The following is an 18154-nucleotide window of genomic DNA, read 5'->3' on the forward strand; positions in this document are numbered from 1 at the left end:
CACATACTTATCCAGATCGGGAATCAAATCCCGAACGCTAACCATAATTTGCTGGTAGACTTCGCGTTTTTTCGCTTTATATGCCTTGGGATCAGTATTGTAAAGATCTGCAAACTGTTCGTAGGGGCAGACTGTGGCAATTTCTAAAACGTGATGCCCTTCAGGAGCCATGCCGGGTTCGGATGATTTCAGTGTCGGACAGGACAAGAAAATCCACGGATGACTGAGGTTGCCTGCTAACTGCTGCTGATACTCTTGATTTAAGTCACCAGTCGGATAGTACCAAGTATTCCAGTTACCGATGCCATAATTCTGTGGCTCGAAGCGACTGTCTAAACCCAGATAAATATTGAAAGCACTGCAAGAATACTCATAACCTGTGAGTCGTTGATGCTCCTGTGGACTCAAGGCTATGGAGCTATGCATCAGCTCGACGGTTAGTTTGGGGTCTAAGTCGCTGATATATGCCTGATCAGCATGATAAATTTTGCCGCCAGCGGTGAGATGTTGCACGCAACCACCGCTGACTTCGATATGCTCGACGGGTGTGTTGAATTCAACCACCCAACTGCGCGCGGTAATTGCCTCGACGATCGTGTCAACCAGATGTTTGAAGTGATGTCGGGGATAGTAGGCACCCTCAGCATAGTCCCACACCAACGATGCATGAGTCAGCAGCGCAATTTCCTGGGGTGGTAGCGCATAATCGCCACTTTGTCCGGCTAATAACGCTTGCAGTCTGGGGGATAGCCCTACATAGTCGTACAGATCTTGTAGCGTCCAATCCCGTTTCAAAAACAGGTTCCAATATTTGGGCATTTTCAAGTAATCCGACCACTTGAGATCGAACCAATGCATCTCCTGCACTACGTTGTGCATGTCTCGATGGAGGTGACTAATCTCGTCACAATAGCGATTAATGGCTGGAGCTTCTGCGGGAAATTTCAACAGCAACCGATCTCGCAGGTTTTCCCAACCGAGGGGGATTTTGAAATTCACATCTGGGGTAATCACTCGATCGATACAATCTGGATCGAGGCGATTGAAGGGCACCTCGCGATCGATATAGCTCAGAAACCGTTCGATCGTCTGTCCTGCGCCGCATTGGGAAATATAATGCACGTCGGCACAAAAGCGATAGTCGCCATAGTCGAAGGTGTGGCAACAACCACCAGGGAGGTAGTGTTTTTCCAAGACAGCGACTCGATATCCCTGCCGAGTCAAGCAGGCGGCGGCAGATAGACCGCCTAATCCCGCTCCCAAAATTACATAGTCGAAGCTTTCCATAACAGCCCTCCTTAGCAATCTCATTTCCTTCACAGTAGGTAAACAAGTTGAGGAAGTTGTGAAGAAGATCGCAAACCAGGCACAATCTTAACTTGGCACTGTTCAGTTAAAGAGTGATATTCAGCACCAGTTCAGCCGGATTTAATGTTAATTTAAACCACTTTTGATATAACTCAGGATACATTCTTTGTTTTTATGCTCTCACTTTTTGAGCATATTTTCCCTAATTATCTCATCATCTTCTTAGTGCAACAAGATTACCCAATTTTGGACTCCACCACTGCCCTTCCTTACCCCGAAAATAGGCGACATTCTTGTGTTTGGGCTTGGCTCTTTGGCTCTAGCTGTTGCATCCGAACACCTTAACATCGACTTGGCTTGCCCATCCTTACTGTAGCTATATTCCTCCAACAGTTTCTGGCAAACTGGACAAGGATGTTCCGTTAATTTCGCTGGCGATGACTGCTCAGTTTTAGCCTGTGGTAACTGCCATTCATTTGATCGATCCGACCAAAACATCACCAAACCTTTACCCTCACTATCTTTGCATCCATCCTCACACTTAAGAAAATAGCCCTTCTTCACCTTCTTGGTTGGTACTTTGGACATTGGCTTGCTGCAAGTCGGACATTTAGAGCGAGATTTCTCCAGCTCTTTACCCTGGAACGATCCATAATCCTGCTCCGGTAGATTCTTGGTAGCCTTGCTTAATGCTGGCGCGAAATAGCTCCGGTTCCATTCAATTAAATAACTTTGCCATTCTTGCTTCCCTTTCGAGATTGCATCGAGTTGAGTTTCCATCCCAGCAGTGAATTCCGACTGAATCAACTCTGGCAAAGCTTGGATCAGAAAATCATCTACTTGCAAACCAAAAGTCGTCGGTTGCACTTTACTCTTCACCAACTCGACATAATTACGTTGTTTTAGTGTGGCAATTGTCGGCGCATAAGTCGAAGGACGACCAATCCCGCGCCGTTCCATCAGTTGGACGAGTTTTGGTTCGCTATAACGTGGTGGTGGTTGGGTTTGCTTCTGCTCGTGACTGACATTAGTGGTTGTGAGTGGTTGTTTTGGCTGCAAACTAGGTAGCACCGCATCACCGCTAATATCCTTCCAATACTTGGCATAGCCAGCGAATTCCAGCATTTGTCCTCTGGCTTGCCATTGAATCTCTCCAGATTGAGTAACGATCGTGGTTTTGCGAATTTGAGCGGGTTTGCATTGAGAGGCGATTACCTACGGTAGGCTTCGCCAACAATCTCATCCAAATCATTAAGTACAACGCGAATTCATCCTCTGAGAGCTGTTGTTTGAGTTCGCTTGATGCTTTTGTTATATCCGTCGGTCTGACCGCTTCATGGGCTTCCTGAGCGTCTTTGGAACTACGCTGTTTCGCTACCTTTGTAGGCACATTATCTTTGTCGTGAGCAAGTAGTCATTCTCGTGCGGCTTTACAGAAATCTTGACTGAGTTCGACAGAATCAGTCCGCATATAGGTGATTAAACCAGCTTCATAGAGCTTCTGGGCAACTGACATCGTATGTTCGGGACTGAACTTCAAGCGCGCTCCTGCGGCTTGTTGGAGCGATGAGGTGATAAATGGGGCGGGTGGCTTTTTAGGTGCGAGTTTACCTTCAATTGTTTTAACTTGATGCGGGTTCGCTTTCCCAATTTCCACCAACCTGTCAGCTTCGGCTTGACTCAATACCCGCGTCGATTCGGCGACTTTCTCCGTCGCTCCAGCATCATCGCTAGTTTCCTCCTCTGTGGCTGGTGAAATAGCTTGAGCGGTGCCATTGTAGAAGGCGCGGAAACCTTCAGCATAGTCTACAAATACCGACCAATAATCTTGGGGTTTGAAGGCTTGAATTTCCCGCTCTCGTTGACAGACTAAGTGCAGGGTGGCTGACTGAACCCTACCAACGCTTTTGGCTCCGTTATTAAGTCGCCAGATTAGGGGCGATCCTTTGTAGCCTACCAATTTATCTAGACAATCGCGACACCTACCCGCTTCAACTAGAGCCATGTCTAGGGAACGGGGAGAAGCGATCGCTTTTTTGACTGCGGACTCGGTAATCTCTTGATAGACAACGCGCTGGGGCTGTCGTAGCTTCAATACCTGGGCGATATGCCAGCCAATTACTTCACCTTCCCGATCTGGATCTGAGGCGATGAATACGCGCTCTGCTCGTTTGGCTGCGGCAATTAGCCCCGCGATCGTTTGTTTGGCTCTGTCGTCGCGGGGAATGTAGCGACAATCGATCGTATTTGAACCCAGATCGAACCCTAACGAACCGTCACCATCGTTAGCGAGTTGGCGAATATGCCCGATAGCGAAGCGCTGCCTTGGCAGGTCGAAGCCTTCACATCCCAGTCCGATCCGAGGATGCTTTTGAGCTTCTTTATTTTGCCAGCAGATTCAACGATGAGCAGGTTTCGCATGAAAATCTTCAGGAAAGACTAAGGCAGATGGCTTGCAGTTGGGATAGAAATATTGCCAGAAAGAGAGCGATCGACTTACAAGGAAGAGGGCGGGATGTCTTTTAAACAATGATATCACCTTGCTCGACCCATTGATTTATTCCTAGTTTTACGCTATACTGTTTGTTGTAAACTGACAGAAGCACAATGCTAGTCTACGAATTTAAACTATCTGGAACTCAACAGCAGTATCGCCTCATTGATGAAGCGATTCGTACTGCTTTGTTTGTTCGGAATAGTTGCGTTCGTTACTGGATGGACAATGCCAAAATTGGCAAGTATGACCTTTCAGCACTTTGCAAAGCCTTGTCTAAAGAGTTTTCGTTTGCCAACAAACTTAACTCGATGGCTAGACAAGCCAGTGCGGAAAGAGCTTGGTCGTCAATATCTCGTTTCTACGAGAACTGCAAGAAGAAAATCAAGGGGAAGAAAGGTTATCCAAAGTTCAAACGACGTGGCAATTCAGTTGAGTATAAAACTTCTGGATGGGCACTGTCTGAAGATCGGAAACACCTAGCTTTGACCGATGGGCATAATATCGGCAGAATGAAACTGGTTGGGACTTACGACCTGCACTACTATCAAGTAGAGCAAATTAAAAGAGTTCGATTAGTTCGACGTGCCGATGGTTATTATGCTCAATTTTTGATTAAAGTAGAGCGAAATATTGACACCACACCAACGGGTAAAACTATTGGGCTAGATGTAGGCTTAAACCATTTTTACACTGATTCTAATGGTGGACAAGTTGAAAACCCTAGATTTTCGAGAAAGGCTGAGAAGTCTATTAAGAGACTTCAGAAGCGAGTATCGAGAAGGTTTAGTAAAACCAGAAAGCAGGAGAAGATAAAGCAGTCTAGCAACTATCTAAAAGCCAAGAATAAATTAAGTAGAAAGCACTTAAAAGTATCTCGCCAGCGTAAAGACCATGCAGTGAAACTTGCACGGTGCGTAGTAGCGTCTAACGACGTTGTGGTGTACGAAGATTTAAGAGTTGCGAATATGGTGAAAAACCATAAATTGGCTAAGTCAATTAGCGATGCTAGTTGGTATCAATTTCGAGTGTGGATTGAGTATTTTGGACGAATCTTTGGGCGAACTACGATTGCCGTAGCTCCCCAATATACTAGTCAAGATTGCTCTAGTTGCGGTAAAAGAGTGCAGAAAACATTAAGCACCAGAACCCATAAATGTCCCCACTGTGGATATACGGCGGATCGTGATGAGAATGCAGCTATCAACATTCTCAAAAAAGGAATAGCTACCGCAGGGCATGTGGGAAGCTCTGGACTAGATCCAGTAAACGTTTGGGGAGACTTGTCCTCTACTGGCAACGATGCAAATCAAAGCCAGCAAGATAGGTCATTGAACCAAGAATCCCCTGACTTTTAGGTGAGAGTGAGCGAAAGCGAAACCGAACCGAGTCAGGGGAGTGTCAACAGATTCTCCCACAAGTCTATGCTCTGATTCTTTCATGACGATCGAGATGTTGGGACTGTTGCCAATGTCGCTCGGTTGTTTCATCTGCGGGAAATAGACATTCAATTCGCAATTCCTGGAGCGTAATATCATAAGGAGTGCCCAATGTCGCGATCGTCGAGAAGAACTTCAACTCCAGATCGTCGCGGTGAAGATGAATGGTGAGCAGCAAAGTATGATCTGCCATGCGACTGGAACTTTGCCAAATTCGCTCGACATCTGGATCGCTCATCAGTTCCCTGAGTAATCGATGAGATCCCTCGCTTTCTGGTTCGACTAGCGTTTCTCGATGGACTCGTTGTAGCAAATGATTGGCACAGCTCTCCCAATTGACAATAAACGGACGCAGCCCTTGGGGATGAAACATCACCCGCACGATATTAATCTTCCCGTCTATGTAGAAGAGGGAATGGAGTTTTTCAGGTTCGATAAAAGCATCGAGCAATCGAGTTGCACCTTGATTTGTCAACACCAAATTCCAATAGCGATCAACTACAAACGCTGGATATGGCTCGTGTTGACGCATGATCAGATCGATGGCTTTCTGCACTGATGTCATTTCGGGAGCCGATAAATCCGTCTCAGTATGGATCGGGGCAAAGCCTGCGGCTGTCAGTAGCAGATTCTGGTGTCTGAGCGGAACTTCTAAAACAGTCGCCAATTGCAGCACCATCTCCTGACTGGGCTTGGCGCGTCCCGATTCGAGAAAACTGATGTGACGTTGGGAGACTTGGCTAGTGAAGGCGAGATCGAGCTGGCTAAAATTACGACGATCTCGCCATTGTTTGAGCAGCGTGCCAAATGAATCGGGTTGACGATCGAGGGTGGTTAGATGTTGCTGCATGGCAAGAATTGCACAGATAACGACTGGTGATTACCTCAGAGGTAATTGCTTTAATTATCTCCCTTTGCCAAGATTGTGACATACCGATCGAGGATAAATACCATGTTCGAGTCAACTCATATTTCAACTCCAAAATCGTTCAAATTTGCTAAATCCCTCTATCTATTGTTGTCGATCGCGGGTTCAATTGCGCCTTGGTTTTGGTTGCTCCAAGATCCAGGGGTGCTAATGTCTCCAACTTTATTTCTGCAACTCACGTTTGCGAATAATATTGCGACTGCTTGGGCAAGCGATTTACTAATTAGTGCGAGTGTCTTCTTTATTTTTGCCTCGCTTGAATTAAAACGCTTAGGATCTGCTGCTGTTTCGATGTGGATGCTACTCTACATCGGACTAACGCTTGGCATCGGTCTTTCTTGTGCTCTGCCATTTTTTATGTATCGCCGAGAACAAATCCTAGAGCAAAATTTAGTCAATTAGTGTGCGGTAATTATCGACTCGATCGGGCAGCACTTCGCGATCGAGTTGTCAAGGTTGAATCAACCATTCGTAAATATTTGGAGTAGAAAAGATGATTCAGATGACCCCATCGAAAAAAACCTTCAATCCGATCTTGTTGGTGATTTTAGGTGTTGTGTATTGGTTGGAAGCTTTATTATTTATTCGGTTTGGGGGAGAAGAGTTGTTTGTCAACGGTAATCCCTGGATGCTGTTATTGTTTGTTGCTGCCCTGCTGATCGCTTGGGTTTTAGTCAAAGTCAGTGCCATAGTTGGTAAAATCGATCGACAAGATCTGTTGAGTGCTGTGGCGATCGTGGCATTGACGGCGATGTTCTTGGATGGCGTTGCGTTAACTTGGTTTCAAGGTTGATATGGTTTGGCACCAGCAGGGCTGTTGCTGGCAGCGGCATGGTTATTATGGGGTGTTGGTGTCAGTTTAGGGATCGGCTACTGGGCATCCCGCCCATAGACTCGGTTTTTATGCTTCAACCAGATCGATCTCCAATCTGAAAGTGCCAGGTAGGCTTTTAGATTTGCATAATGTTACAATATGTTGAAAAATTCAGCAGATCCACCTTAAAGCGGCGCAAGACGGCGTTGCGGTTCAGCTCGATCGTTATGCCGCTGAATCCCGAATGAGGTTGGAACCCGAAATCAGAGTTTTCTATCATTTTTTGAAGTGGCTATGCAGATCCTCGAACAGACTCATCCGAAGTTCTTAAAACTCAGATCCCTCCTAGCTGAAATCGAAGATATCTATGGGGCTGCGGCATTGCTGCACTGGGATCAGAAAACTTACATGCCATCTAGGGGTATCGAGGCACGAGGACGACAGTTGGCAACGCTACATCAAATTGCCCACGAAAAGTTTACCGACGGCACAATTGCTCAATTGCTTGACGATCTGACAACTTATGAACGAGAGTCACCCTACGATTCAAATGAAGCGAGTATGATTCGCCTCACCCGTCGTAACTGCGATCTTGCGTCTAAAGTGCCAGCAGAGTTTGAGATGCGCTTCTCCCTATTACAAACAGAATGTTATCAAGCTTGGGCAACTGCACGCTCTGAAAATAACTTTGCATTGGTACAGCCTAAGCTAGAACGAATGCTCGACATGAGCCGCGAATACTCTAATTTCTTCCCAGAGGCTCGACACATTGCCGACCCTTTTATTGCTGCCTCAGACTACGGCATGTCTGCGGTGTCAATTCAGGCGGTATTTGCTGAACTCCGCGCTCAACTGGTGCCCGTGGTACAAGCAATTACCAGCCAACCCCCTGGTTGAGTCGAGGTGGAGTATTAATTCCAGCCCCTCTCAGTTAGAACGTAGCGTGCGACTTTCACCGCACTACGCTCCCGAATTACTAGGCGATTAAGCCTTGCTCATGTGAATATAATCGTGGCAAGATTCATGCATTACTACAAGATTATTTTGCTTCCAATTATTATGATTCTTGTCTACATGATGTAGATGAATCTTTTCATCCCCTACGAATTTGAGTCCGCAAAATGCACATGTATGGTGTTGCCACTTAAGGGCTTTAGAGGTTATACCGTCGTAGAGCTTTGATTTTCTCTCGCTCCAGTAGGTTACATCGCCGTCGTATGGTGATTTCTCGCCTCTGACATTAATGTGTTTATTTTCGGAGTGTGGAACCGATGGGAATGCTTTCTCAACCAATTTCTTGGCTGAGTCTTTATCTTGCTTGGTTTCCTTATTAAATACCTTAAAGGCTCTGTGATTAATGAACCAGAGACTATTTCTAGATCCGTCCATCTTGCAGAACTTATGGTAATTCCTCCAGCCTCTAACGATTGGTGAAAGCTTCTCGGCTTTTACCTTCGCTCCATAGTTCGAGTTGTTGACAATGAATTTTACTTTCTTGCGGAATGCTCGATGATTATCCATTGAGGGAACACATCGAAATTTCCCGTTTGATTGCACTTTGAAGTGCCATCCGAGGAAATCAAATCCATCTGTCGTAGCGGTAACTTTGGTCTTTCTTTCACTAACCTTCATCGCTCTGGCAGATAGGAATGCGCTAATTTCTTCAAGTATTGATTCGGCGTTGTCGCTAGGCTTCAAAATTATCACCATGTCGTCCGCATAGCGAACAGATGGATGAATATTTTCGATTCCATTAAGTGCGATGTTGGCTAAAAGTGGACTAACCACACCACCTTGCGGTGTTCCTTGGTCTGGAAATCCTACTTGCGTTCCAGCTTTTAGACATCGGAAGATTCCGAGTTTTAGTCCTGCTGGGGCGATAAGATTGTCCATGATTGCAGAGTGATTAATCCGGTCGAAACATTTTTCGATATCAAGCTCTATAACTCTTTTATCTATTCCATTACTTTGAGAACGTAAATTGTCGAACAGGTATTTCTGTGCGTTATGCGCGGAACGACCAGAACGAAAACCATAGCTTCTTGCATGGAAGGTTGCTTCGTGGGCTGGTTCTAGGGCATATTTGGCTAGACATTGCCAAGCCCTGTCTGAAATGGTAGGCACTTTTAGCAAACGCGAAGTCCCGTCCTTTTTGGGGATTGGGATTTCTCGTAGTTTTTGGTGCTTCCAGTTGGTATGATTGAGACTAATTTGAGTCTCTAGGTCAAAGCGTTCTTCAAAAGTGAGGGCTGCTTTCCCATCAATACCCGCTGTTCTTTTTCCAGCGTTGAGTTGTGTTACTTGTCGAATAGCAAGCATTCTTGCGCCTTTAGACTTCAGAATCAATTTCTGTAGTTTCCGTGCGTTACGCTTGTCTAGTCTCTGAACTGCTTTGTAAACGCGTCTTTGTAACCGAAAGAGTCTTTTGGAAGCTTTCTTCCAATTGAAGCTCTTCCATAACTCGCTAGCCGTTAAGCTGCTCTTAATCATGATTTACTCCAATTTATTTATTCTGTAATCCTTTCGGCAATTACGCCGAATCCTACCCGGATCTGAGGGATTAATCGCTTCGTCCCGTCTACCGTAGACTCGACAGCCTACAGACCTCAGACACGTTTTTATTCGTTCCATCCAGCCGATTGATTGTTCCCTTAGACGCTTCCAATTCAACTATCGGATTCCCTTACTCTTGCAGCTATTATCTAAAAATGCTGCGGGAAACTAATCTCCGATGGAGTCATGGTTTGCAATTGTTACCCATGCTCGGAATTAAGTTGCTTTTGAAGGAAGTTCGTTAATCTCGTCATAGGAACTCGCTGTTAGCGGCAGTGTCAGCTATAACTCGCTGTCTGATTCCGCCCTGTTCCCCGCTTCACTCTGTAAGATTCCGAACTTACTCGGTGGGGGCAGATAAGCATTCACTCTTGAGTTTAGAGGGAAGGACTTGCACCTTCATCAATTGGATAGTTCAAGCCTTAAATTGCTACATGTCTGGTAGCCAGCTTGGTAAGGTTATTTACGGACTTTACCGTGATTCACTTACAACGAATCGCACGTAGATAATTCCTGCTTGCATCAGTACTATCCTGAGACCGAGCAATTCGCCTTCTGTCACAACATCCTCAAGCAGATGGGTTATGACTTAGAACGCGGGCGACAAGATAAAACCCTGCACCCCTTCATGACCAGATTCTCGATCGATGATGTCCGAATTACCACTCGTGTCTATGAAAACGATCTGAGTCAGGGTTTATTCAGCACTATTCACGAAATGGGACACGCCTTTTACGAATTGGGTAATGCCCCAGATCTGGAAGGTACGCCTCTAGCAGGTGGTGTTTCTTCAGGAGTGCATGAGAGTCAATCCCGCCTGTGGGAAAATCTGGTGGGTAGATCGCTCCCTTTCTGGCGATATTTCTATCCCCAACTCCAATCTCATTTTCCCAGCCAACTGGGGACTGTATCGCTAGAAACCTTTTACCGAGCGATTAATCGGGTGTCTCGATCGCTTATCCGCACTGATGCTGATGAAATTACCTACAATCTGCATGTGATGATTCGGTTCGATCTAGAACTAGAACTGCTTGTAGGGAAGCTGGCGGTCAAAGACTTACCTGCTGCTTGGAACGACCGATACCTCAGCGATTTAGGCGTAACTCCCAGTAGCTACAGCAATGGCGTATTGCAAGATGTCCACTGGTATACCGGACAGATTGGCGGCATGTTTCAGGGCTATACTCTGGGTAACTTGATGAGTGCCCAGTTTTTCGATGCTGCTGTCGCCGCACATCCTGAGATTCCAGATCGCATCGAAACAGGCAACTTTACGGTCTTGCAAGATTGGCTACAAGCGAATATCTATCGCCACGGACGCAAATTTACTGCGGCTGAAACGATTGAGCAGGTCACAGAACAAGACATCAACACACAGCCGTTAATGAATTACATCCGCCGTAAGTATGGAGATTTATATGGGATTTAAGTATCGTACAATGAGGAAAATCAATAATATTCTGTGAGCGGAATTAACCGAGACATAACTCCAGATCCCCGACCAAGCTTAATCGATCGACATCTGCCCAACACCCCTCAAGTCCAACGACTGCTGAGAAGAGAAGGCAGAGCGCATGTATTCAACAATCTTGAAACCCTAAAACGAGTCACGCAGGCAATTATTGAGCGTGGGGAACGAACCGGAGTAGAGGATGAAGAGGATGATTACGAACGTTATGGACTCTACTTTTCAGAGCCAATTGGCTACATAATTAGAGTAGACGGGAGTCAAACACCGCTTTATTACGGTGAGATCAAAATTGTGAAAATAACAGGTGAGTATCATGCAATCCCACGCACCAGCCCTCGCAGAACAAACTAAAACCTGGAAATTCCTGGAACTCTGGGTCGATCCAGTGCTCTTTCCACCTAAAATTCTCATGCTGGTGGGCGATCGAGATGGCACTTGTCGTATTTATAGTCCTGCCTCTGACTATAAACTTGTAGTCACCCACTCCAACTATGAAACTGCTCAGGAATGGCTTCTTGAAGATGAATATGAACGGGTGAAAGGTCAACTTTTAGCTGAAGAAGTTCTCTAGTAGAAACACTGCATAACAATCCCGTTGCACACCGACCGTTTTAGCTTAGTTGGTTGAGTTCGAGAGATTGTTTGCGGCGGGTGAACGGGAACGTTAGACCGACTATCAGAAAAAGCGAACTATGCACATCCGACGCTTTCAACCAGGTGAAGAACTAGCGCTTTTCGAGGTCTATTATTCTGCAATACATCTCATTGCTAGAAACGATTATTCAGAGGAACAATTGAACGCTTGGGCACCATTGGATCTTGATCGTGAGCTTTGGTTCAATCGGATAAACGGAATCAACCCATTTGTTGCTGAAATTGACGGCAAACCTGTTGGCTACGCTGATATCCAACAGAACGGATACATCGATCATTTCTTTGTCTCTGGGTACTACTCGCGTCAAGGCATAGGCAAGGCATTGATGCAGGTCATTCACCGCGAGGCCAAGCGATTGAACACCACAGAACTTACTTCTGACGTCAGCCAAACCGCACAGCCATTCTTCGAGCGATTCGGATTTGTTGTAGTTGAGCGAAAAAAACCCGTTATTCGCGGCGTTGAGTTGCGAAATGCTCTGATGCGAAAGGAACTACAAGACATCGCATCATCCCAACACTGAAGCCAATTAATCGTGCCTCTAAGCTAAAATAGAGTGGTCAAGTCATAGCAAGGTCAAACCCATGGCAGTTCGACAACCCCGATATAGCAAAGAAGAGTTTGCCCAGCGCGGCGATGCACTCTATGAAACAGTGGTGCGCGCTCAAGTCGAAGAAGGTGATCGTGGGAAAATCGTGGCGATCGACCTTGAAACTGGAGCTTTTGAGATTGATTCAAGTGAAATCGCTGCTTGCGATCGACTCGAAGCCAATCACCCTGAAGCTCAAATCTGGATGGTTCGCATTGGTTCTCGCCATGTTCGTCGATTTGGCGGACGCACGAAAAGAGCCGTATGATCACCGGAATTGTGAATGCAGACTTTGAGCCAATTATTCCACTTTCGATCTGTGGTTCCGATGGCAAAGTTTATACCCAGGAGGCGATTGTTGACACTGGATTCAATGGCTGGCTATCATTGCCTTCAGATTTAATAGCTGAACTGAATCTGGAATGGAAGAGGCGAGGTAGAGCTGTCCTTGGTGATGGCACTGAATGCGTTTTCGATGTCTATGAAGCAGTTTTAGTGTGGGATGGAAATATGCTGACAATCCCGATCGATGAGGCTGATTCTGAACCACTTGTCGGAATGTCGTTGATGGAAGGCTATCAGCTAACAGTACAAGTGTTCGAGGGTGGTCATGTCGAACTTAGCAAAGTAAACACGGTCTAACAAACCTGTTGCACACCGACCGAAATCAAGCGGGTGATTCAAAAAGCTTCTACTGGTGGGTGAACAGGAACGTTTGCTTAACAAGATTAGTTCTTTTGCAAAGTTTTTGGATTGATTGACATGGCCATCGACTATTTTCATCATTGTCGATCGATCGACTCCACTGCATCGAAACAGTTCATGCTAGTAGGGTGGGCAGTTCCAACCAGCTAGGTTTTAAGCAAAATCTATTTTAAAAATAATTCTATCTACCTACTTATATAGTAAAAGTTTTCAAAATGACTTGATATCTACAATCGTAATTAGTGCTGACTTTGTTGAATATATTCGATCGCAACTAGCAGCGCATCCAGTATTACGTCATAACTGCGATCGGGCGATCGATTCAATATCTTTAATTCTTAAAATTGGTATGAGTCAGAATTTCATGCAAAAGTCGCATCTGTGCCAACCGTTCTGATTGTGTTCGCGGCGGTGCAATCACCACCCAGCCAAGTTTTACAGAGTAAACAATTTGAGCACGTAACTCGGCATCTGTTTGGGAGCAGCCAATTTGTAAAAACAAGTTTTGCAGATATTCCAATCGTTGCTTGTCAACTCGTTCGATCGATTGCATCGCGCGAAGATCGTGGATTGCCCAGATTCGCATTGCCTTCTCTAATCGATCGTCATCTTTGGCGGCAATTTCAAACAGATGTAATAGTTGTTGGCTGGGTGTGCCACCTATTTGCTCAACTTGCTGGATCGCCGCTTCTGTATCGATCGCTTGCCACTCCTGGATAATGGCCGCTAGCAAATCGTCAAGATTCTTGAAATGCCAATAGAAACTGCCCCGTGTAATCTTGAGGGATTTGGCTAGCACATCCACTTTTACTGCCTCGATTCCTTTCTCCATCAGGATTTCTAGCGCAGCTTGCACCCAATCTTGCCGACCTAATTTTGGATTTGCTTTACCCTACTGCGGATTGCTGAGGGGAAGATTGTGGAGTGGTGGTATGACTGCAATCTTATGGCATTAATGCAACAGCTTGGATTAATACCAGCTCGATCGGGAGAGAACCAAAACAATGAGGAATCCTGAGATTGTTTTTAGCATCCAATCAACAAGGGAACTCAATCGTGGCAAGCTGGCTCCACAATTCCATAATCGAAACGTGACTCATCCCCGCAAACTGAGCTTTGACTTGACAGCACCGCGCACGAATACTGGAAAGCCCAACTCGGAGGTAGCCGCCGCACACTCATCAACGCTAGTAATCGTCAGACTTTGCGGTGTGAGATCGCCGAGTAACGGGTAATAGCGATCGAATTCTAATGCTGTTTGATGTTGAATCGGGTCATTCACCAAAAACACATTTTTGGTGGCAGCAGCAGCATAAACTGCCTCGTATTTGGCCTGTGCGGGGATAAAACCAGCCCAAATACCAACATGGGGTCGATTCTCCAAGGGAGAGGCTCCGCCAACGAAAGTTGGTAAGTCTATCAGGGCATCTTCAGCCGCGATCGTATAACCAGTTGCCACAGGTAATAAGTGAGTGCAACAACCATACAGTCGCGCAGTCTCCATCATCTGTAGGGTTTCAAGATTATCGATCGACTGCGGATTGCGAATCGATTCTTCGTAAAAAACAACAACCATTTCAAAATCTCATAAGAGCCTCAATCTTTGGATCTGGAACCAAGTAGCAATCGATATTAGATCTGTAGTGGATATCATCGCATTTCTGTGGTGCCAATTATCATTAAAATTAGTGCAATATCTCAGTCCAGGTGCTATATTTAATGCCGGTATCGATCGACATTAGCTATCGAATATCGCCCGTAACTTTATCACCCTTCACTCTTGGCACATGTCTACATTTCCGATCGTGCCGCATTTGAATGGTTATTGGCAAGACGCATTTAATTTAAAGCAACATCTTCACCAATTTTCAGAGATCGATCTCGATCTATTGGAGCTAAAATTCACAACTGCTTTACAAGATTTAGCCGCACTCGGACGACGGGATTTTGATTGGGAAAATGCGACTGAGTTCTATCGCGATCGCGTTGGTGAAGCGTATTTATTTGAATTAGCCACTTGGCATCTGACTAGTACCGATTATATCGGCGATACATTACGCTTGATTGCTGACAATGCGCGGGGACGGGTATTGGATTTTGGTGGCGGTATTGGCACCCACGCGATCGCATCGGCATTATGTCCTGATGTGACTCACGTTGTTTATTGCGACATCAATCCGATTAATTACAATTTTGTCAAGCACAGAATTGGGCAATTAGGTTTGGAATCAAAAATCACTTGTTGTACGAGCATAGCTCCAACAGAAACCTTCGATACAATTACTTGTTTCGATGTCATGGAACATTTACCAGCTCCAAGCGAACAGCTACTTCAGTTTCACAAAATCTTGAAAACTGATGGAAAAATGGTTACTAATTGGTATTTCTCTAAAGGCTCAAACCAAGAATTCCCCTTCCATTTAGACGATCCCAAAACCATCGATCTCTTTTTTAGAATCCTTCAATCTAATTTCCTAGAAGTTTTTCATCCTTATTTCATTACTACTCGCTGTTATCAGAAAATGTAATTATCTCCCTTGATATTATTCGATCTATAAATTCGTCAATAGCTAATCTAGTTTGAGGTTGGCTACTAAATATTGATGGTCGGAACCTATCCCTTTGTCCGTCCGAGCCATCAGAGATTGCCATTGCAGAGAGTAAAAAATATGGTCGATTCTCACTAATGGAGTTTCCAGTGGTGTTTCGATCGGATATGTGAAGCCAAATCCCCATCCTACTGTATGAGAAGCATTAGTTAGCGACTTGCTAAGTAACCGATAGTTACGATCTCGATCGCTAGTATTAAAGTCACCCACTACTAATAATGGTTGTTCTATTTTGGCGATTCGATCGAGTAATACTTGATATGCTTTATCTTGTTTATTAGTATTAAAATCTACAGGAATAGGTAAGAATCCAAGTTTCCTGACTTTAAATGCGGGTGTCGGTAAATGAACATCGATTAATTTAACTTCTCGCCGATCGACTAAAACACTTACTTCCTGAAATTTACAGAGCTGAGGATCTAATTCTACTGGCTGACTAGATGAGATCGGATACTTACTAAAAATTCCAAATTCAAAAGCTGGCGAAATAACTCGATATGGGAAATCCTGGAGTGTGGTATTGATGAGGAGTTGCCAGCAAACGATCGTTACAGCATAAATCCTTGCCAGAATTAAGAGCAGTGTCTTGGAAAAATGGCGGCGTAAATAATTCATTATTCTGCTAATCCCACGAAATCGCGAATCACCTTACCGATTCCAGACGTAACTCTTGCTAGCTTCTCAAAGTCAATTTTTTCCGCTGTATCTGCCCAGGTATGATAGTGAGGATAGCGAAAAGGTGCCGTATCAGTAATCATTATCGCTTGATAACCTTGTTGCCAAAACGACCAATGATCCGACCAATCTACACCCTGAATTGCACTAGGTAGAGCTGCGCCCTCAGAGGGGAATTTAGCCTGAGCGCGAAAGGAGCGAATTGTATTGCGGAGTAATTCTCGCGAATCGAGATCGCTAATCAAGCCGATGAAATTGCCTTGGCTAGGATATAACCAGCTCAGTGGTGGCGGATACTTTTGGGTATTGGCTTTGTCGATAAAATACCCCAGTGTCTCTAAGCTAAACATCCCGACGATTTCATCGCCCCGTTCCTTGGCAGCTTGAGCATATACCAGACTGCCCATACTCTTGGTCTGGAAAAAAGGTGGCTCTTCATTGGTGAATTCGATAAATCTCAGGGTGCGCTGGGGTTTAGTACCGACGAATTCGCGGGCGAGAGCTAAGACGGCGGCGGCACCGGTCGCGTTATCATTAGCACCAGGACTGGTAAACGCGCTATCGTAATGTCCGCCGATGACGAGGATCTGCTCGGCGAGGCTGCTGCCAGGGATTTCGACTTCGAGATTGCTAAAAGTTTTACCGTCAACGGTGTATTTCTGCTCGCGGACTGTATATCCTGCTTGGGTAAGTTCTCGATCGAGAAATTCTTGAGCAGCGACGAGGTTTTGATAATTGTCGATATTCCGCTTGCCGATCGTACTAGCGAGAGTGTTCACATCCCGCTTGAGCTGGATTTGAAGTTCGATCTCGTTGGCACTCAACGGTGGTAAGGACTGATGATAGCTCTCTCCTGGCATCCACACCATCAATGACCAGCCGAAGATGAGTACTGAGATGATAATTAGGGTCAAGATTGTTAATCTTTTGAGAGATTTACCATCAAAGATCTTTAGTTTCACAGTTACCTTTAAATATAGGGCGACACACACCTATCCAGAGATTATGATATCATTGATCGCGTTTTTGATGAAGTATTGCCGATCGATTACTTCGCTAGTCGCTCGATCCGATTAAATTGACGATCGACAGCCTGCCAGCGTTGTTGGTTGTGCGGATCGATTTTGAGTGATGCTTTGAGATACTTACGGGCTAATGTAAGTTGGGTGCGGCGATTGACCAAATCTTGGGCGTATTTAAAATAGATTTCGGATTGCTTTTTGAAGATTTCTGGACGATCGGGAACGACGCGTACTAAGAGATCGATGACTGAGACGGCTTTGGCAAAGTTTTCTTGGCGGATTAATTTTTCTAAGTTTTCAAAGACTTCTTGTTTGAGCTGTAAGTCTTGCGGGGAGAGCGGTGGATCGACTACATAATTGACTCGCACAGCATCGACGAGATCGCGACCATCTGCCTCAGTAGACTCATCGACATCGACTCGATCGGTGATGGCTCGGATAGATAATAGCAGTTGATAAGCTTGGTTGAGAGTATAAAAGCGATCGCGAGCAGTCGGATCGTGGGGATTGAGATCGGGGTGAATTTCTTTAGCCATCTGACGATAAATCGTCTTGATTTCCGCTACCGATGCCGAGGGTTTCAATCCCAATAATGCATAGGATTTTTTGATCGTGATGTTACTGCCAAGCATCTAGAAAATTCTCAATCGCGATCGCATTATAATCGATCGATTTCATTGCCTGCCTCAGTGAATTTACATATCTCGATCGGTAGATGTAAGACAGCATGGGCGGGGCGCGGGGAAAGAGCAGGGATAAGTTGGTTGTGTTGCTCTGCGCTTCAACTGCCAATCTCGATCGATCTGCTGGTTGAGCGAAATTCTCCGCGCTCGTGTTAAGATAAGATCCTTACATCTGGAAAGGTGGCAGAGTGGTCGAATGCGTCCGACTT

Annotated in this window: 19 protein-coding genes and 2 pseudogenes; 11 read left to right on the plus strand and 10 right to left on the minus strand. The window is 45.3% G+C overall.

The window, feature by feature from the left end:
• Both RMO27_RS09240 and topA read right to left on the minus strand, forming a co-directional pair.
• On the minus strand, window positions 1-1287 hold a 1287-nt coding region (locus tag RMO27_RS09240), incomplete at its 3' end, for an NAD(P)/FAD-dependent oxidoreductase (protein ID WP_309731618.1).
• A gap of 235 nt (window positions 1288-1522) precedes the next feature.
• Window positions 1523-3729, minus strand: a pseudogene (topA, locus tag RMO27_RS23805) (type I DNA topoisomerase).
• 186 nt (window positions 3730-3915) lie between these two features.
• Between topA and RMO27_RS09260 the strand changes: the two are divergent.
• Entirely contained in the window at window positions 3916-5160 is a 1245-nt protein-coding gene (locus RMO27_RS09260) for a transposase (RefSeq protein ID WP_309731622.1), read from the plus strand.
• Between the two features lie 64 nt (window positions 5161-5224).
• Here the strand turns inward: RMO27_RS09260 and RMO27_RS09265 are convergent, their stop codons facing one another.
• The gene (locus RMO27_RS09265; RefSeq protein WP_309731623.1) at window positions 5225-6091 is read right to left on the minus strand and encodes a helix-turn-helix domain-containing protein; all 867 of its coding nucleotides are present in this window, start codon (window positions 6089-6091) and stop codon (window positions 5225-5227) included.
• Window positions 6092-6193: 102 nt separating this feature from the next.
• On the opposite strand from RMO27_RS09265, the gene RMO27_RS09270 reads away from it, so the two are divergent.
• From RMO27_RS09270 to RMO27_RS09280, 3 genes are all read left to right on the plus strand, one after another.
• Window positions 6194-6571 (plus strand): DUF2834 domain-containing protein, encoded by a 378-nt coding sequence (locus RMO27_RS09270; protein ID WP_309731625.1) that lies wholly within the window; start codon window positions 6194-6196, stop codon window positions 6569-6571.
• A gap of 91 nt (window positions 6572-6662) precedes the next feature.
• Window positions 6663-6962, plus strand: coding sequence for a hypothetical protein (locus tag RMO27_RS09275; protein ID WP_309731627.1), 300 nt, complete (start codon window positions 6663-6665; stop codon window positions 6960-6962).
• Between the two features lie 315 nt (window positions 6963-7277).
• Window positions 7278-7880, plus strand: coding sequence for a hypothetical protein (locus RMO27_RS09280; protein ID WP_309731629.1), 603 nt, complete (start codon window positions 7278-7280; stop codon window positions 7878-7880).
• Between the two features lie 87 nt (window positions 7881-7967).
• Here the strand turns inward: RMO27_RS09280 and RMO27_RS09285 are convergent, their stop codons facing one another.
• Entirely contained in the window at window positions 7968-9473 is a 1506-nt protein-coding gene (locus RMO27_RS09285) for a reverse transcriptase domain-containing protein (protein WP_309731631.1), read from the minus strand.
• A 568-nt stretch (window positions 9474-10041) separates the two neighbouring features.
• On the opposite strand from RMO27_RS09285, the pseudogene RMO27_RS09290 reads away from it, so the two are divergent.
• The 6 genes and pseudogenes from RMO27_RS09290 to RMO27_RS09315 form a co-directional block, all read left to right on the plus strand.
• A pseudogene (locus tag RMO27_RS09290) lies at window positions 10042-10965 on the plus strand (carboxypeptidase M32); the annotation flags it as partial.
• Window positions 10966-10998: 33 nt separating this feature from the next.
• Window positions 10999-11358 (plus strand): DUF6972 family protein, encoded by a 360-nt coding sequence (locus tag RMO27_RS09295; protein WP_309731634.1) that lies wholly within the window; start codon window positions 10999-11001, stop codon window positions 11356-11358.
• Entirely contained in the window at window positions 11321-11578 is a 258-nt protein-coding gene (locus RMO27_RS09300; protein WP_309731636.1) for a hypothetical protein, read from the plus strand. Before RMO27_RS09295 ends, RMO27_RS09300 begins: the two co-directional genes overlap by 38 nt.
• 121 nt (window positions 11579-11699) lie before the next feature.
• Window positions 11700-12185 carry a GNAT family N-acetyltransferase gene (locus RMO27_RS09305; protein ID WP_309731639.1) on the plus strand — a complete coding sequence of 162 codons (486 nt, stop codon included), beginning with the start codon at window positions 11700-11702 and terminating at the stop codon, window positions 12183-12185.
• A 61-nt stretch (window positions 12186-12246) separates the two neighbouring features.
• Window positions 12247-12519 carry a hypothetical protein gene (locus RMO27_RS09310; RefSeq protein WP_309731641.1) on the plus strand — a complete coding sequence of 91 codons (273 nt, stop codon included), beginning with the start codon at window positions 12247-12249 and terminating at the stop codon, window positions 12517-12519.
• On the plus strand, window positions 12516-12893 hold the full coding sequence (locus tag RMO27_RS09315; RefSeq protein ID WP_396133651.1) for a clan AA aspartic protease: 378 nt from the start codon (window positions 12516-12518) through the stop codon (window positions 12891-12893). The genes RMO27_RS09310 and RMO27_RS09315 overlap by 4 nt, the downstream gene beginning before the upstream one ends.
• Window positions 12894-13287: 394 nt before the next feature.
• Here RMO27_RS09315 and RMO27_RS09320 read toward each other — a convergent pair whose 3' ends face one another.
• Complete coding sequence (locus RMO27_RS09320) at window positions 13288-13812, minus strand: TetR/AcrR family transcriptional regulator (RefSeq protein WP_309731646.1); 525 nt, start codon at window positions 13810-13812, stop codon at window positions 13288-13290.
• 240 nt (window positions 13813-14052) lie between these two features.
• Window positions 14053-14532, minus strand: a complete 480-nt coding sequence (locus RMO27_RS09325; RefSeq protein ID WP_309731648.1) for a hypothetical protein — start codon at window positions 14530-14532, stop codon at window positions 14053-14055.
• 211 nt (window positions 14533-14743) lie between these two features.
• Between RMO27_RS09325 and RMO27_RS09330 the strand changes: the two genes are divergently transcribed.
• On the plus strand, window positions 14744-15484 hold the full coding sequence (locus tag RMO27_RS09330; RefSeq protein ID WP_309731650.1) for a methyltransferase domain-containing protein: 741 nt from the start codon (window positions 14744-14746) through the stop codon (window positions 15482-15484).
• A 42-nt stretch (window positions 15485-15526) separates the two neighbouring features.
• Here RMO27_RS09330 and RMO27_RS09335 read toward each other — a convergent pair whose 3' ends face one another.
• The 4 genes from RMO27_RS09335 to RMO27_RS09350 form a co-directional block, all read right to left on the minus strand.
• On the minus strand, window positions 15527-16180 hold the full coding sequence (locus RMO27_RS09335; protein ID WP_309731652.1) for an endonuclease/exonuclease/phosphatase family protein: 654 nt from the start codon (window positions 16178-16180) through the stop codon (window positions 15527-15529).
• Window positions 16180-17202 carry a M28 family peptidase gene (locus tag RMO27_RS09340; protein ID WP_309731654.1) on the minus strand — a complete coding sequence of 341 codons (1023 nt, stop codon included), beginning with the start codon at window positions 17200-17202 and terminating at the stop codon, window positions 16180-16182. Before RMO27_RS09340 ends, RMO27_RS09335 begins: the two co-directional genes overlap by 1 nt.
• Window positions 17203-17288: 86 nt before the next feature.
• A complete protein-coding gene (locus tag RMO27_RS09345; protein ID WP_309731655.1) occupies window positions 17289-17894 on the minus strand; it encodes a J domain-containing protein in 606 nt (201 codons plus the stop codon).
• Between the two features lie 63 nt (window positions 17895-17957).
• A partial coding sequence (locus RMO27_RS09350; protein ID WP_309731657.1) for a hypothetical protein occupies window positions 17958-18154 on the minus strand: 197 nt, incomplete at its 5' end.

This window comes from Chamaesiphon sp. OTE_75_metabat_556, assembly GCF_031378165.1.
Lineage (GTDB): Bacteria > Cyanobacteriota > Cyanobacteriia > Cyanobacteriales > Chamaesiphonaceae > Chamaesiphon.